Origin of the sequence: Paenibacillus sp. PL2-23 (genome assembly GCF_040834005.1) — a bacterium.
Classification (GTDB): Bacteria; Bacillota; Bacilli; order Paenibacillales; family Paenibacillaceae; genus Pristimantibacillus.
This window is the reverse complement of sequence record NZ_CP162129.1, coordinates 3429231-3444830: the sequence shown is the minus strand read 5'-3', so window position 1 is coordinate 3444830 and position 15600 is coordinate 3429231. Positions and strand designations below refer to the sequence as shown.

Below are 15600 nucleotides of genomic sequence, written 5' to 3'. Positions count from 1 at the left end.
CGTCAGAGTTATCGAGGGAGGCTTGGTGGATATGCGTCTGAGCGAACTTACAGATTTGCTGCTTACAGCCCGCTTGGTCGGGGATGGGGAGACGGAAATTACAGGAGTAGAGAAGGATTCCAGGAAGGTGAAGCCGGGTGGGCTGTTCTTATGCGTGCCGGGTCTGACAGTGGACGGCCATACGTTCGCTGCGGACGCGGTGAAGCGGGGGGCAAGCGCACTTGTGTGCGAGCGCGAGCTGCCGCTTGAGGTCCCGCAGCTGATCGTGAAGGACTGCAGACTGGCGACTGCCGTAATCTCCGATTATGTATACGGCCATCCCAGCAGCCAAGTGAAGGTTATTGGCGTGACGGGCACAAACGGGAAGACGACTACGACTTATTTGATAGAGCGCATCTTGAATGACAGCGGCAAGCCTTCCGGCGTCATCGGCACCATTGAATGGCGTTATGGGGGCAAGTCGTTCCCTGCAAGCGGAACGACGCCGGACGCGCATGATCTTCAGCGTCAGCTTGGGGAGATGAGAGACGCCGGCACGCGCTACTGCGCGATGGAGGTGTCGTCGCACGCGCTGGAGCAGGGCCGGGTGAAGGGCTGCCGCTTCCGCACCGCCATCTTCACCAACCTGACGCAGGACCATCTGGATTACCACGGCACGATGGAGAAATATAGGGACGCCAAGGGCTTGTTTTTCTCCAGGCTGGGCAACGCCTATCCCCATTCCCCGGCGGAGCGCTCCTATGCGGTGCTGAACGCGGATGATCCCGCCAGCGCCGCGTACGGGATGCTGACTTCCGCTGAAGTCATTACTTACGGCATATTGAACACTGCGGACGTGAGGGCGAAGAACATCCGCATCACGGCACAAGGGACAGAGTTCCGCGCGCTCACCTTCCGAGGGGACATGGACATTAGGCTCAGGTTGTCAGGCAAGTTCAACGTCTATAACGCGCTTGCGGCAATCGCAGCCGCGCTTGTCGAGGATATAGCGCTGGAGGACATCAAGCGCTCGCTGGAATCCATTCCGGGCGTGCCGGGACGCGTTGAGAGTGTTGAGGCGGGCCAGCCGTTCGCAGTGGTCGTCGATTATGCCCATACGCCGGACGGACTCGAGAACGTGCTGCGTGCGGTGCGTGAGTTTGCCGCCGGCAGGGTCATATGCGTATTCGGCTGCGGCGGGGACCGCGATCGGACGAAGCGCCCTCTTATGGGAGGTATCGCGGCACGGCTGGCGGATGAAGTCATCGTCACCTCTGACAATCCCAGGACGGAGGACCCCAGCCGGATTATTGGGGATATCGAGGCGGGACTTCTGGAAGCGGGTCTCGCGAGGGAGAAATACGCGTTAATTGCGGATCGCCGCGAAGCGATTCAAAAAGCGGTTGAAATGGCAAGCCCAGGCGATGTAGTATTGATTGCGGGGAAAGGTCATGAAACCTACCAGCTTGTCGGAGGCAAGGTATACGACTTCGACGATCGATTAGTAGCAAAAGAAGCCATAAGGGGACTAATACATTGATTAAACGGACTGTAGGGCAGATCGCGTCGATGTGCGGCGCGATTCGCAAGGGAGGCCGCGCGGACGAGATGGTCAGCGGCGTAATGACGGACAGCAGAATAGCGGGGAGCGGAGAGCTGTTCGTGCCCATCGTGGGCGAGCGGTTCGATGGGCATGCATTTGCGGAGCAGGCGGCTGCAAGCGGCGCGAAGGCGATGCTATGGCAGAAGGGCCGGGAGCTGCCGGCCTCGCTTGCGGAGCTGCCGTTTCTTCTTGTCGACGATACGCTGGCCGCGCTTCAGCGGCTCGCTTCGGCATACCGCGGCGAGCTGATGGCGCGTGTCGTCGGCATAACCGGCAGCAACGGGAAGACGACGACCAAGGATATGGCGGCGGCGCTGCTGGGCATGCAATACCGCGTGCTGAAGACGGAGGGCAACCTGAACAATCATATCGGGCTGCCTCTTACGCTATTGAAGATGGACGAGGATACGGAGGTTGCCGTGCTAGAGATGGGGATGAGCGGCTTCGGCGAGATCGAGCTGCTCACGAAGATCGCCATGCCTGACGTCGCCATTATTACCAACATCGGCGACGCCCATCTGCTTCAGCTTGGCTCGCGCGCAGGCATCGCTAAGGCGAAGCTGGAGATCGCGCTGGGACTGTCCGACGGCGGCACCCTGCTCTACAATGGCGACGAGCCTCTGCTTCAGGAGGGCTTAGCGTCCATGAAGCTCCCGGAAGGTGTGGCGCTTCGCACCTTCGGCCTGGGCCCATCTTGTGAATGGTCCGCTGAGGATATGGACCTGTCGCCGTTCGACAGCGGCTTTGCTCCTCTGTACAAGAGTGAGCGGACAGCGCTTGGAACGCTTCGTATACCGGTGCCCGGCCGCCATAACATCAGCAACGCACTGGCGGCGATAGCCGCAGCCCGCCTGTTCGGCGTCAAGCCGGCCGACATTGCCAGAGGCTTCGAGACGCTGTCGCTTACGGGCATGCGGATTGAGCCGACCCGAGCTTCGAACGGCGCTGTTGTGCTGAATGATGCCTACAACGCCAATCCCACTGCGGTTCGCGCGGCCATCGATTTGGTGGCGGGGCTGGAGGGCTTCGGCAGAAGATGGATTGTGCTCGGCGACATGCTGGAGCTGGGACCTGATGAGGTGACGCTCCATGTTGAGATGGGTGAATATTTGGCAGGCGGCAAGGCGGAGGGCTTACTGACGCACGGGCCGCTGTCCATCCATACCAGCGAGGCGGCGGCGCGCGTCTTGCCTGACGTTGCGGAGCAGGGTCTAATCCGCCACTTCGACAACAAGGAAGAGCTGGCGGCGTGGCTGAAGGAGAAGCTGCAGCCGGACGACCTCGTTCTGGTGAAGGGCTCGCGAGGTATGCGCATGGAACAGGTTGTCCAAGCTTTGGAGAAGGGGTGAGAAGATGGATATGATGGTCATCTTGTTTGCGATCGGCGTTTCTTTCCTGCTAGCGGTTTTGCTGGGACCATTGTTCATTCCGCTTCTCCGCAGGCTGAAGTTCGGCCAGCAAATTCGCGAGGTCGGTCCTCAAAGCCATTTGAAGAAGCAGGGTACGCCGACGATGGGCGGCATTATCATTATGATCGCGCTGCTGATCGCGTTCCTTCGCTTCGCCGACAAGACGCCCGAATTTTGGGTGCTGCTGACAGCGTCGCTCGGCTTCGGCCTTGTAGGCTTTCTGGACGACTATATCAAAATCGTATTCAAGCGCTCGCTGGGCTTGACGGCGAGGCAGAAGCTGTTCGGTCAGCTGCTGTTCTCCGTCGCGGTCTGCGCTATGCTGTACAATATGAATCACAGCACGGAAATAGTTGTGCCGGGGACGGGCTTTGGATTTGATCTCGGCTGGTTCTACTATCCCTTTGTCGTTATTATCATGTTCGCAGCCAGCAACTCTGTCAACTTTACGGACGGGCTGGACGGACTGCTCGCCGGCACCAGCGCCATCGCGTTCGGCGCGTTCACAATAGTGGCGCTGCAGGCGTCCTCCCATGAGTCGGCGGTATTCTCGGCGGCTATGATCGGAGCGGTGCTAGGCTTCCTCGTATTCAACGCGCATCCCGCCAAGGTGTTTATGGGGGACATGGGCTCCCTTGGCATCGGGGGCGGCATCGCAGCCGTCGCGATTCTGACCAAGACGGAGCTGCTGCTCATTCTGATCGGCGGCGTGTTCGTTCTGGAGATGCTGTCTGTTATTATCCAGGTTGCTTCATTCAAGCTCAGGGGCAAGCGGATCTTCAAAATGAGCCCGATTCACCATCATTTCGAGCTGTCGGGCTGGTCGGAGTGGAAGGTCGTTGCCGTGTTCTGGTCCGTTGGCTTGGTATTCGCGGCTGCAGGCGTACTGCTCATTATGTAGCTTCAAGCGAATGATGCATCTCAATACGAAGGGCGTGGGCGGTTCTCGCAAGAAGAGAGCCGCTTCCTGCATACATAGAAAGGAATGGCCTTATGAATCATCCATCCACCTACAGCGGTCAGCGCGTTGTCGTGCTTGGGCTCGCAAGAAGCGGTGTCAGCGTCGCCAAGCTGTTCCATAAGCTCGGCGCAGACGTTATTGTCAATGATAAGAAAGACCGTGAATTATGTCCCGAAGCGGATGAGCTGTCCGCTTTGGGCATTTCTGTGCTGTGTGGTTATCATCCGGACGACCTGATCGACGGCCGTACAGCCTTGCTTGTGAAAAACCCCGGCATTCCCTATTCCGCAGCTCCAGTCCAAGCGGCGCTGGCGCGAGGCGTAGAGGTGATTACGGAGGTGGAAGCCGCTTATTGGCTGTCTCCGGCTCCGATCATTGGCATTACCGGCTCCAATGGCAAGACAACAACAACGACGCTTATAGGCAAGCTTCTGGAAGCAGCCGGCATGAAGCCGATCGTGGCGGGGAATATCGGACTGCCGCTGTGCGAGGCTGTGCAGGAGGCGGAGCAGGACGGCTGGATTGTCGCCGAGCTGAGCAGCTTCCAGCTGAAAGGGACTGCCGCATTCCGTCCGCAAGTGGGGCTGCTGCTTAACCTGGCGGAGACGCATTTGGACTATCATGGCGATATGGAGGACTATGTCGCCTCCAAGCGCAAGCTGTTCGCCAACCAGCAGGAAGGCGATACCGCCGTTCTGAATTGGGACGACAAGGCCTGCCGGGAAGCGGCCGAAGGCTTGAGAGCTGCCGTGCTGCCGTTCTCCCTCTACGAGCGGCTGGAGAAGGGCGTCTGCGTCGAGCCTCCCTATAGCCGGGAGGACGGCGCCGGCGAGGCGCAAGCGGAGCGGCGCATCGTATATCGCGCCGATGGCATGGAGACTGCCATCATGCCTGTAGACGCGCTCGGCATTCCGGGCAGGCATAATGCCGCCAACGCGCTGGCGGCTATCGCGGCGGCGTTGGCGGCGGGAGCGCCAGCGGCTGGGCTGGCGAAGCCGCTGGAGCAGTTCAAGGGCGTGGAGCATCGTCTGGAGTTTGTAGCGGAGCGTGGAGGCGTAGCCTACTACAATGATTCCAAAGCCACCAATCCGACGGCGACGACCATGTCGGTCCGTTCGCTCAAGAGGCCGATCATTCTCATTGCGGGAGGGCTGGACCGGGGCTCCGATTATATGGAGCTGCTTCCTCTCTTTCGCGGGCTGAAGGGGCTGGTAACGCTCGGCCAGACCAAGAATAAGCTGCTGAAGGTGGCGGAGCTTGCAGGTTTAACGAACGCGCAATCGGTGAACGATGAGAAGGACGCCGAGAGCACTCTTCGCCAGGCGGTAAGCCAGGCGGCCTCGCTTGCCGAGGCGGGCGATATTGTTCTTCTATCGCCCGCGTGCGCAAGCTGGGATATGTTCGCATCCTACGAGCAGAGAGGGAGCATTTTTAAGCAATCGGCGCATACCTTGTAAGTAGGGGGCCTGTCCCTACTTTCCCATGCGAAGAGGTGTGTTGCGATGGCAAAAGCGCGGACTGCCCCGGATATGTGGCTGCTTGCGGCAATCGGACTGATCCTGTCGATCGGTCTTGTCATGGTGTACAGCGCAAGCGCCGTGCTTGCGTTCCACGAGTTCGGCGATCGATTCTATTATGTGAAGCGGCAGCTGCTGTTTGCCGGGCTGGGCGTAGGTGCGTTACTATTTACAATGAGGACGCATTATTCCGTCTGGAAGAAATGGGCGCCGCTGGCGCTTATCGTCTGCTTCGGGCTGCTGGTGCTGGTGCTTATCCCCGGCGTCGGCGTTGTTCGCGGCGGCGCGCGAAGCTGGCTCGGCATCAGCTCCTTCGGCATTCAGCCGTCGGAGTTCATGAAGCTGGCGATGATCTTGTTCCTGGCCAAATGGCTGTCCGAGAAGCAGGGGATGATTACGCAGTTCACAAAAGGGCTTATGCCCCCGCTTGGCCTGGTTTTTCTGGCCTTCGGCATGATTATGCTGCAGCCGGATCTCGGGACGGGGACCGTCATGGTGGGCGCGTCTATTATTCTTATTTTTACCGCAGGCGCTAGACTGTCCCATCTGGGAGGGCTCGCTATGCTGGGCGTTGTTGGTTTCGTTGGGCTTATTCTGGCGGCTCCCTATCGTCTGCAGCGCATTACGTCCTTCCTGGATCCGTGGTCGGATCCGCTGGGCGGAGGGTACCAAATTATACAATCGCTGTTCGCTGTCGGGCCTGGCGGTCTCGTCGGCCTCGGTCTCGGCATGAGCCGCCAAAAGTTCAGCTATTTGCCGGAGCCGCAGACGGATTTCATATTTTCGATCCTGGCGGAGGAGCTTGGCTTCATCGGAGGCTCCACGCTTATTCTATTATTCCTGGTCGTCGTATGGCGGGGCATCAGGGCCGCAATCGCGGCGCCGGATACGTTCGGCAGCCTGCTTGCGGTAGGCATTACCGGCATTATCGGCGTGCAGGTGTTAATAAATATCGGCGTAGTCATTGGCATGATGCCCGTTACAGGCATTACGCTGCCGCTTGTCAGCTATGGAGGCTCATCCTTGACGCTGCTGCTGACGGCGCTTGGCATTCTGCTGAACATATCCCGTTATTCGAGGTGAATCATATGCGTATCGTGTTGACCGGTGGAGGAACCGGCGGCCACATTTATCCTGCGGTTGCCATAGGCAAGCATATGCAGCAGCTCGATCCGGACACGAGGCTGCTGTACATAGGAACAGAGAACGGCATGGAGAGCCGTGTCGTGCCTGGACAGAGCATACCGTTCGAGGCGATTGAGATTACCGGCTTCCGTCGGAAGCTGTCACTGGAAAATATCAAGACAGTCATGCGGTTTCTGAAGGGCGTGAAGCGCTCCAAGGCGCTGCTGCGCGAATTCAAGCCAGACGTCGTTGTCGGCACTGGCGGCTATGTATGCGGACCCGTCGTGTATGCGGCGGCGAAGCTTGGCATTCCTACATTTATTCATGAGCAGAACGCGATCCCGGGCTTGACGAATCAATTCCTGTCCCGGTATGCCGATCATATCGGCGTCAGCTTTCCGGAATCGGAGAAGCAATTCCCAAGGGCCAAAGCAACCTCCTATACGGGCAATCCGGTAGCCTCCAACGTGCTGCGAGCCGCGCCCGGCAAGGGCTTGGAGTCCCTGGGCCTTCAGGCCGGCACAAGGCTGGCGCTGATTGTCGGTGGAAGCCGTGGCGCGCGGGCGCTGAACGAAGCGGTCATCGAGATGGCGCCGAAGCTAAGCCGTCTAGCCGGCGCGCGCGTAGTGTTCGTGACGGGGGATATCTATTACGAGTCGACAAAAGAGCGAATACAAGCGCTTGGCGCGGGGAGCTCCCTGACGCTGGTGCCTTACTTAAATAATATGGCTGAGGTATTGCGGGACACGGCGCTGGTCGTCAGCCGCTCCGGCGCTTCGTCGCTGGCGGAGATTACGGCGCTGGGCCTGCCTTCGATTCTGATTCCGTCTCCCAACGTAACCAACAATCATCAGGAGGCGAATGCCAGAAGCCTCGTCAACGCCGGGGCGGCTGAGCTGCTGCTGGAGAAGGAGCTCAGCGGCGAGAAGCTGCTTGGCGCCATGGAGGCGCTGCTCGGCGATCGCAAGCGGATGGCCGCCATGTCGGGCGCCGCGTCGAAGCTGGCCGTGCCGGACTCCGCGGCCCGCATCGCAGACGCGCTGCTGGGCTTGCGGCGATTCCGCTAGAGCCCCTTGGCTATAGGCGATTGTCACACAACCTGAACGCAGGGCATAGGATACTCTATATTCGCGACCGACGCCATCGAGAGCGGATGATTGCAGCAGAGCGGCTCTCAGCCGCGGCGAATGGCAGTACCGCAGCACCTTAAGGAGGAAGACGCAATGGAAGCACTTATAGCGGAGCTTGAAAAAGCGAGAATAGGAAAGCTGTTACCGAACGAGCCGCTGTCGAAGCATACGACCTGGAAAATCGGCGGTCCCGCCGATTTATTAATCCTTCCGGCGGGGAAGGAGGAGCTGATCGCCACCGTGAAGCTGCTGAATAAGCTTGGCGCCAGCTGGTCCAATCTGGGCCGTGGCTCCAATATGCTGGTCAGCGACAAGGGGATTCGCGGGGTTGTAATCAAGCCGGCAGATGGTCTCGATTACGTGCGTTTCGAAGGAACAACCGCCATAGCGGGGGCTTCCTACTCATTTATCAAGCTTTCGGTGATGGCTGGCAAGGAAGGGCTGACAGGTCTGGAATTCGCGGGGGGAATTCCGGGCACGGTCGGAGGCGCCGTCTATATGAACGCGGGAGCGCACGGATCGGATGTGTCGCGTATTTTCAAATATGCTGACATTGTTCTGGAGACAGGTGAATTGGTACGTTTTGAAGAAAAGGATATGCGTTTCGCTTACCGCCATTCCATCCTTCACGAGATGAAGGGGCTTGTCGCAGAAGCGGCTTTTGAGCTGGCCGAGGGCGACCGGATGGAAATTGCGTCCACGCTGGCCACCTACAAGGAGAGAAGATTGCGGACTCAGCCGCTGCAGCTGCCCTGCGCGGGGAGCGTATTCCGCAATCCGCCGGGGGATTACGCCGCAAGGCTCATCCAGGAGGCTGGACTGAAGGGGTTCACCATGGGAGGAGCGCAAGTATCCGAGCTTCACGCCAATTTTATCATCAACACCGGGCAAGCGACAGCTAGAGATGTTCTCGCCCTTATGTCCCACATACAAAGCACCGTGGAGCAGCGCTTCGGCGTCAAGCTGGTGCCGGAGGTATTGGTGTCGGGCGAGCGGTAATTCGGAGGTGATACATTGGACAAATTGGTGATTGAAGGCGGGAAACCACTCTCAGGAACCATAGTTATCCAAGGAGCAAAAAATGCCGCATTGCCGATATTGGCAGCCAGCCTGCTGGCTGAGGGCACAACAACAATTGATTCCGTGCCTCATTTGCTGGATATCGACGTAATGCTGAACATTTTGCGCGAATTAGGATGCCGCGCCGAGCATACGGGAGATACGGTTGTGCTGGATACAACGTCAGCTCATACGTCCCATGTGCCGGAAACGCTGATGAAACAGATGAGATCCTCGATCTTCTTAATGGGACCGCTGCTTGCCAGGTTCGGCGAGGTGCAGGTGTACCAGCCGGGAGGGTGCGCCATCGGCGAACGCAAGATCGATCTTCATCTGCAGGGGCTTCAGGCGCTTGGCGCGGAAATCGAAGAGGCCCACAACCGAATTGTCTGCCGCGCGAGCAAGCTGGCCGGAGCAGACATTCATCTAAGCTTCCCGAGCGTAGGCGCAACGGAAAACATCATGATGGCAGCGGTGCTGGCGGAAGGACGCACAACGATCAGCAATGCCGCCCGCGAGCCGGAAATTCAAGATTTGCAGCGATTCCTTAATGCCATGGGCGCCAAAATTATGGGAGCCGGCACAGATACGATTACAATTGACGGCGTTAGCGAGCTATCGCCGTGCCGTTACAAGGTTATTCCGGACCGGATTGTGGCAGGCACCGTTATGGTGGCGGCCGCCGCAACCCGCGGCCAGGTTACTCTCCAGGAAACTCAGCCCGCTCATCTCTCCTCTCTTATCCATGTTCTGCGCCGCGCAGGTGTTCAAATTGTCGTCGACGGTGATATAATAAAGGTCGGCAGCTCCGCCAGGCCGAAGGCGGTGGAGCGGATTGTCACTTCTCCTTATCCGGCATTCCCTACGGATCTGCAATCTCAAATGATGGTCCTTCTCGCGTTAGCGGACGGTGTCAGCATATTGAAGGAAACGATATTCGAAGGAAGGCTCAAGCATGTCGACGAGCTGTCTCGCATGGGCGCTGACATTCGCGTCGACCTGAACGCGGCTTTCATCCGAGGCGTGCCCAGACTGTACGGCGCGACCGTAGAGGCCACGGATCTGCGGGCAGGAGCAGCTCTTGTCATTGCGGGGCTTGCCGCGCAAGGACGCACGATCGTGGAGCAGGTACACCATATCGACCGCGGTTATGACCGGATTGAAACGATGTTATCCAGGCTGGGGGCTCGCATTACAAGAACGTCGCCAGTGCCGAATATGCCTAATCATTAATGATATGCCATCCAGCGGTAAGTTAGAAACGAATGGCTACCTCAACCGGCCTTGCCTCGCAATGGAATTGGGGCGGCCATCGTTTCGAGGAAAAGAGGGACAAGTCATGAACACACAAATGCCTGTGCTGAAGGAGCCCGCACACAAACGCAGAGGCAATAAGAAGCTGCTTGCCGTTCTATTTCTTTTGTTTATTGCCCTGCTAGGCGTCTTATTCTTTAATTCTTCCATTAGCAAAATTTCAGAAATTGGAATAGCCGGCATGCATTTCACCACAACTGAGCAAATTGCCGCCGCCTCCAAGATTGAAGTGGGCGACCCCTTCTTCCAGACGGCGTCGGATATCATATCCCGCAATGTCAAGGCATTGCCTCAAGTGAAGGAAGCCAAGGTCATGAAGGTATTCCCCGGGATTGTCAAAATTACGGTCCAGGAATATCCCGTTGTAGCGTTCGAGCTGTCCGCGGAGGGCAACCTGACTGCGCTGCTGTCGAACGGGACAAGCGTATCCGCTGACCAAGACAGCGCGCAGCTGCTGGACAAGCCCGTTCTATCGGGCTGGACGGCTGGCGATCCCGTCAAAAACGCACTGACAGAGAAGCTTGCGCTTATTCCGCAGCAGCAGCTGTCGGACCTGTCCGAGATTTCGCCTATACCGTCCAAGGCTTATCCGGACCGCATTCGCATCTATACGCGCACGCATTTCGAGGTGATTACGGCGGTTTCCGTGCTTCCAGACAAAATCGACGCGCTGAATGCCGTAATCGAAACGCAGGAGCCTGGCAAAATTACGATGCTGCTCGCCGATACCTATGTGCCCTTCCAAACGGAGGGGGAAGAGGGCGACGGCGCTGCCGACGATCGGGACGGCTCATAAAATGCGAGAACTGAGTAAAAAGAGACTACTCAATAGCTTCAAAGAATGGTAGAATTTTATTTACGGCGTTTGCGGAGTCTGATGACTGAAACGCATCGAGCTGCCGTCCATGACTTCCATTGTCCCCTCTGTCAACGGTTTTGCCGCTGTCCGCGGCATGAAGGCTTCATCCTTCGACACGCATTTGCAGGATGTGTGAAAATTTTGTTGAAAAAAGAGGGAAAATATTAATGGCGTTGAATAAGTAGAGAGACTTGATCATACTTAGCTTTCACCATCATATATGACGATAACAATTATCTATTTTGGAAACGGAGGTGCCGCGAGTTGAGCAGTAATGACATCATCGTCAGTTTGGACATCGGTACATCCAAAGTTCGTGCTATTATTGGCGAAATGAATAATGGAGCCATTAATATTATTGGAGTTGGATCTGCTGATTCAGAGGGGATTCGCAAGGGAGCAATCGTCGATATTGACCAGACTGTACAATCGATCCGCAATGCCGTAGAGCATGCTGAGCGTATGGTCGGCATTCAAATATCTGATGTATATGTAGGGATTCAAGGCAATCATATTGCGTTGCAGACCAATCATGGCGTCGTTGCGGTATCCAACGAGGACAGGGAAATTGGAGAAGAGGATATCGAGCGGGTGCTGCAAGCGGCTAAGGTCGTTGCGCTGCCGCCCGAGAGGGAAATTATCAATCTGGTGCCAAAGCAATATTTGGTCGACGGTCTGGAAGGAATTTCGGACCCTCGGGGCATGATAGGGGTAAGGCTTGAGGTTGAAGCGACAATCGTAACAGGCACCAAGACGGCGATACATAATCTGATGCGCTGCGTCGAGAAAGCCGGATTGCGTATTTCCGGCGTTATTCTTATGTCGCTGGCGTCCGGTGTGATGTCGCTTACGAAGGACGAGAAGATGATTGGCACTGTGCTGGTGGATATCGGCGCGGGGTCTACCACAATCGCCATCTATGAGCAAGGCGGCTTAGCCGCGATTTCGACGCTTCCGATCGGCGGCGAATTCGTGACCAACGATATTGCTTATGGACTTCGCACGCAAAGCGATCAAGCAGAGAAGTTCAAGCTGAAGTACGGCTGCGCCATTATGGCTGACGCGGCTGATGATGTGAAATTTAAGGTTTCGCGCATGGGCAGCAACCTGGAGAAGGAATTTTCGCAGAAGGATCTGGCCAGCATTATTGAGCCCCGCATGCAAGAAATTTGCCAGCTTATTCGGCAGGAAGTGCGGCGGCTTGGGTACGGCGACAAAGTGAACGGGTACGTGCTGACGGGTGGAGCGGCTGCTCTTCCAGGCACGGTTGCGCTGGCGCAATACGAGCTGGAAAGCTCGGTTCGCATCGCGCTGCCTGACTTTATCGGCGTGAAGGACTCCGCTTACAGCAGCGGTGTTGGCATGATTCAATATGTTTCGAAGTATATGGGCGTTCGAGGCGCCGGCGCCGTCAAGAAAGCAGCAGCAAGCCGCAAAGCGGGTCCCGCAGCTTCATCTAAACCCGGTATGTTCGAGCGGATCAAAAACATGTTTAACGAATTTATTTGACTGGGGGAAAATGTGAGATGTTGGAATTCGATTTGGAGCTTGAACAGCTCGCTCAAATAAAAGTAATTGGTGTTGGCGGCGGCGGAAGCAATGCCGTGAACCGAATGATTGAGAATGGTGTCAAGGGTGTCGAGTTTATTACCGTCAATACGGATGCCCAGGCGCTGCATCTTGCCAAATCCGAGCATAAGCTGCAAATCGGCGACAAGCTGACCCGCGGTCTGGGTGCCGGAGCTAATCCTGATGTGGGCCATAAGGCGGCCGAGGAATCCCGTGATTTGATTATGAATCAGCTCAAGGGCTCCGATATGGTGTTCGTTACAGCGGGCATGGGCGGCGGTACAGGCACGGGCGCGGCTCCCGTCATCGCGGAGATCGCGCGCGAGTGCGGCGCGTTGACCGTTGGCGTCGTGACGCGTCCGTTCACCTTCGAGGGACGCAAGCGTTCCGGACAAGCCGAGCACGGCATCGAAGCGCTGAAGGAAAAGGTGGACACGCTGATCGTCATTCCGAACGATCGCCTTCTGGAAATTGTCGACAAGAAAACGCCGATGCTGGAAGCGTTCCGCGAAGCGGACAACGTGCTGCGCCAAGCGGTGCAAGGCATCTCTGACCTGATTGCAGTGCCGGGTCTGATCAACCTCGATTTCGCCGACGTGAAGACGATTATGACGGAGCGCGGCTCCGCGCTTATGGGCATCGGCATCGCTACAGGCGAGAATCGTGCAGCAGAGGCGGCGCGCAAGGCAATTATGAGCCCATTGCTGGAAACCTCGATCGACGGCGCTCGCGGCGTCATTATGAATATTACAGGCGGCAGCAATCTGTCCCTGTATGAGGTGAATGAGGCGGCTGAGATCGTTATCTCCGCATCCGATCCGGATGTGAATATGATCTTCGGCGCAATCATCGACGAGGATCTGAAGGACGAGATCAAGGTTACTGTCATCGCGACAGGCTTCGAGTCGAAGGGCGCGCCGCAGCCTGCGCGCAGAGGCGGCTCCCAGCAGGAAGCGGGCTACAGTGAGCCGAAGTCCTCGCCAAGCCAATCCAGCGTCAAGCCATTCGGCGTAGGCACGTCCAGCGATCAGCTGGAAATTCCTGCCTTCCTCCGCAAGCAGCCGCGCGGAGACAGATAATTGGATAGGTCGACATGAATAGCAAGCATAGAAGGTCCAAGGGGCAGTTTGCACCCTTGGGCTTTTTTTGTATGGCGTGCCCAGAAGCACGCATCTTCTAGCCGGTGAAAGTCCGGTCGCGGGAGGGGCCAAGCCCCCGCGTAGCTAGGATACCTGCGTACGGCGAAATCTGTGCGTAGAAGCGTATCGACGAAAGTACCTGTCGGAGACAGGGCGAGCGAAATACCAGGCCGTAACATGAAGTGAATCCTGCCGCGTCGTCAAAAAGGCCTCGCAAGAGGGACAAGAGGAAGCCGAGTCCCGCATACATGGACGAAGGCCAGGGAAACTGCTCTGAACTTGGAACGGCAGTGAAGAATCCTCCGGCGTAGAGGGAGCGGCATGGTATGAAAGAGGATGTAGTGAACTGGGGAGGCCCTCCCCTGCACGAGAAAAAAAAACTCGTAGCGAGGCGCTCTATAAGCTGAAAAAAAGGTGAAGTGAGATGTCTGCAGGAAGGGAGTCCGAGGGGCTCGTAGTACCAAGGAACCGTAGGACAACATAACCTGCGGGAGGGAAGGAGCTCTGCTTTGTTCACGTTTCTTAAGGAGGTACGAGTCAGTGAATGCCAATCGGCTAACAACACCAAAGGAAAACGTTCAACAACTCCAAGAGAAACTAGGTCATGCGGCCAAGGAAAACAAGAAACGCAGATTCCACGCTTTGTATGACAAGGTCTACCGAATGGACATTTTGTGGGAAGCATGGCGCAGGGTGCGAGCCAATAAAGGCTCGGCGGGCGTCGACGGTGAGACGCTGACGGACATCGAGAAGCAAGGCGAATACCTCTTCTTGCTTGAATGCCAACGGCTTTTAAAAGAGGGGCGCTACCACCCACAGCCTGTTCGGCGGCATTACATCCCGAAGAAAGATGGGAAGCAAAGACCGCTTGGTATTCCGACCATTCGAGATCGCGTCATACAAATGGCAACAAAACTAGTCATGGAACCGATCTTTGAAGCCGATTTTCAGGAATCCTCATTTGGATTCCGTCCGAAGAGAAGTGCGAAGGGAGCGCTGGACCGGATCCGGAAGGCATGCAATCGCAAGGGAAATTGGGTGATCGACGTCGACATCCAAGGCTACTTCGACAACATCAATCAAGAGAAGCTTATGAAACTGGTTGAAATGCGAATCAGTGACAGACGAATGTTGAAGCTGGTTCGGAAGTGGTTACAAGCGGGAGTGATGGAAGAAGGGACGGTAAGGCGCTCAGATTTGGGAACACCGCAAGGCGGGGTAATATCTCCGCTGCTTGCGAACATTTACCTCAATTACTTCGACATTCTGTGGGAACGACATGGGAGCGGTCACGGAGAACTAACGCGTTATGCGGATGACTTCGTGGTTGTATGCAAAACGAAGAAAGACGCAGACCGATCGTACGAACTTATTCGTGCGATTATGGATCGTCTCGAACTCACCTTGCATCCAACCAAAACGCGCATCGTCGGACTGTGGACAGGAGAAGAAGGCTTCGACTTTCTCGGTATGCATCATCGCAAGACGAAAGCAGAAACCTCCAAAGGAAAAGTGTATTACACCACTCAGCAATGGCTGACTCGGAAAGCAGAAGAACGCATTCGGGAAGTCGTAAAAGACCGTCTGGCACCGCCGGGTATGCGGCACAAGTCGTTACTTGAACAGGTCAATTGGTTAAATCCCAAGATACAAGGCTGGCGGAATTATTACTACACCGCCCACAGTCAGCGGAAGATGGCAAAGCTGGATTGGTACATTCTTCAGAGGCTTGCGAGATGGTACGCGAAGAAGCGGCAACGCGCACGATGGATGAGTTCTGTGCGCGAGGTTAAATTCATGGCTAGACAACATGGACTCAAAACGCTCTTGTAATCTGCATGCACATGAATGACGAACATCGGAAAGCCGTATGAGGGAAAACCTCACGTACGGTTTGATGAGGAGGGGCTGAAATTTTCAGCCCTTTACTCTAGCA

The 15600-nt window shown here is 56.6% G+C and carries 12 protein-coding genes; all 12 read left to right on the top strand.

All coding sequences use genetic code 11. The annotated features are described in order from the left end of the window. Positions 1 to 31 precede the first annotated feature (31 nt). The 12 genes from AB1S56_RS15130 to ltrA all read left to right on the top strand — a co-directional run bounded on the left by AB1S56_RS15130 (position 32) and on the right by ltrA (position 15497). Positions 32 to 1519, top strand: coding sequence for a UDP-N-acetylmuramoyl-L-alanyl-D-glutamate--2,6-diaminopimelate ligase (locus tag AB1S56_RS15130; RefSeq protein ID WP_340869186.1), 1488 nt, complete (start codon positions 32 to 34; stop codon positions 1517 to 1519). Beyond that, the gene (gene murF / locus AB1S56_RS15125) at positions 1516 to 2931 is read left to right on the top strand and encodes a UDP-N-acetylmuramoyl-tripeptide--D-alanyl-D-alanine ligase (RefSeq protein ID WP_340869185.1); all 1416 of its coding nucleotides are present in this window, start codon (positions 1516 to 1518) and stop codon (positions 2929 to 2931) included. The genes AB1S56_RS15130 and murF overlap by 4 nt, the downstream gene beginning before the upstream one ends. Before the next feature lie 4 nt (positions 2932 to 2935). Continuing rightward, positions 2936 to 3892 (top strand): phospho-N-acetylmuramoyl-pentapeptide-transferase, encoded by a 957-nt coding sequence (gene mraY, locus AB1S56_RS15120; protein WP_340869183.1) that lies wholly within the window; start codon positions 2936 to 2938, stop codon positions 3890 to 3892. A 92-nt stretch (positions 3893 to 3984) separates the two neighbouring features. Next, positions 3985 to 5409 carry a UDP-N-acetylmuramoyl-L-alanine--D-glutamate ligase gene (gene murD / locus AB1S56_RS15115; RefSeq protein ID WP_340869182.1) on the top strand — a complete coding sequence of 475 codons (1425 nt, stop codon included), beginning with the start codon at positions 3985 to 3987 and terminating at the stop codon, positions 5407 to 5409. Between the two features lie 45 nt (positions 5410 to 5454). After that, positions 5455 to 6552 (top strand): stage V sporulation protein E, encoded by a 1098-nt coding sequence (gene spoVE / locus AB1S56_RS15110; RefSeq protein ID WP_340869181.1) that lies wholly within the window; start codon positions 5455 to 5457, stop codon positions 6550 to 6552. Between the two features lie 5 nt (positions 6553 to 6557). Further along, a complete protein-coding gene (murG, locus tag AB1S56_RS15105; RefSeq protein WP_340869180.1) occupies positions 6558 to 7661 on the top strand; it encodes an undecaprenyldiphospho-muramoylpentapeptide beta-N-acetylglucosaminyltransferase in 1104 nt (367 codons plus the stop codon). A gap of 156 nt (positions 7662 to 7817) precedes the next feature. Further along, positions 7818 to 8723 carry a UDP-N-acetylmuramate dehydrogenase gene (murB, locus tag AB1S56_RS15100; RefSeq protein WP_340869179.1) on the top strand — a complete coding sequence of 302 codons (906 nt, stop codon included), beginning with the start codon at positions 7818 to 7820 and terminating at the stop codon, positions 8721 to 8723. A 15-nt stretch (positions 8724 to 8738) separates the two neighbouring features. Next, positions 8739 to 10016, top strand: coding sequence for a UDP-N-acetylglucosamine 1-carboxyvinyltransferase (murA, locus tag AB1S56_RS15095; protein ID WP_340869178.1), 1278 nt, complete (start codon positions 8739 to 8741; stop codon positions 10014 to 10016). A 106-nt stretch (positions 10017 to 10122) separates the two neighbouring features. Continuing rightward, positions 10123 to 10893, top strand: coding sequence for an FtsQ-type POTRA domain-containing protein (locus AB1S56_RS15090; protein WP_340869177.1), 771 nt, complete (start codon positions 10123 to 10125; stop codon positions 10891 to 10893). A 327-nt stretch (positions 10894 to 11220) separates the two neighbouring features. Then, complete coding sequence (gene ftsA, locus AB1S56_RS15085) at positions 11221 to 12465, top strand: cell division protein FtsA (protein ID WP_340869176.1); 1245 nt, start codon at positions 11221 to 11223, stop codon at positions 12463 to 12465. 17 nt (positions 12466 to 12482) lie between these two features. Further along, positions 12483 to 13604, top strand: coding sequence for a cell division protein FtsZ (ftsZ, locus tag AB1S56_RS15080; protein WP_340869172.1), 1122 nt, complete (start codon positions 12483 to 12485; stop codon positions 13602 to 13604). Between the two features lie 600 nt (positions 13605 to 14204). Continuing rightward, positions 14205 to 15497, top strand: a complete 1293-nt coding sequence (gene ltrA, locus AB1S56_RS15075) for a group II intron reverse transcriptase/maturase (RefSeq protein ID WP_138224102.1) — start codon at positions 14205 to 14207, stop codon at positions 15495 to 15497. Positions 15498 to 15600 lie beyond the last annotated feature (103 nt).